This window comes from Cryobacterium sp. 10I1 (assembly GCF_035019805.1).
GTDB classification, from domain to species: domain Bacteria; phylum Actinomycetota; class Actinomycetes; order Actinomycetales; family Microbacteriaceae; genus Cryobacterium; species Cryobacterium glucosi.
Genome location: NZ_JASJVF010000518.1, coordinates 1 through 836, shown reverse-complemented (window position 1 = coordinate 836; position 836 = coordinate 1). Strand labels below are relative to the sequence as shown.

Here is an 836-nt window from a genome sequence, read left to right as displayed (position 1 = left end):
CGATCAACCTCGTCGTGGCGAAGCTCGCGCCCGCGCTCATGGCCGGGTGCACCGTCGTGATCAAGCCGGCATCGCCGACGCCGCTCTCGATCCGCTTCCTCGCGGATGCCGCGGCAGCGGCAGGCCTTCCCGCGGGCGTCGTGAACATCGTCACGGGGGACAGCGCCGTCGGCGACGCCCTCGTGCGGCACCCCGGAGTCGACAAAGTCGCCTTCACCGGCTCGACCCCGGTCGGCCGAAGAATCGCCGCGGCGTGCGGCGAGCTGCTGAGGCCGGTCACCCTCGAGCTCGGCGGCAAGTCGTCCGCGCTCGTTCTGCCGGACGTCGACCTCACGGCGATGCAGCAGGTGCTGATCCGCAGCTGCATGCGCAACACCGGGCAGACCTGTTACATCTCCACGCGTATCCTCGCGCCGGCCGGGCGCTACGACGAACTCGTCGACATGGTCACGGCGACGATCCAGGCCGCGCGGCAGGGCGACCCGATGGACCCGGACACCGTCTTCGGACCCGCCGCGACACGGGCGCAGCGCGACACGGTGCGCGGGTACATCCGCTCCGGCATCGCAGAGGGCGCCAGGGCGACCACGGGCGGTGACGTGCCGAGCGGCTTCGACCGCGGCTTCTTCGTGAAGCCGACCGTGTTCGCCGACGTGACGCCGGGGATGCGGATCGCGCGCGAGGAGATCTTCGGGCCGGTCCTGTCGATCCTGCGCTACGACACGCTCGACGAGGCGATCGGTATCGCGAACAACACCGCGTTCGGCCTCGGCGGCACGGTGTTCTCAGCGGATGCCGCGGCCACGGCAGGCTCCGCGCCGAACGCTCCCACGAGC

The 836-nt window shown here is 71.3% G+C and carries 1 protein-coding gene; it reads left to right on the top strand.

Annotated features, from left to right (window positions below):
- Positions 1-14 precede the first annotated feature (14 nt).
- On the top strand, positions 15-836 hold an 822-nt coding region (locus QN345_RS19520; protein WP_323509174.1), incomplete at its 3' end, for an aldehyde dehydrogenase family protein.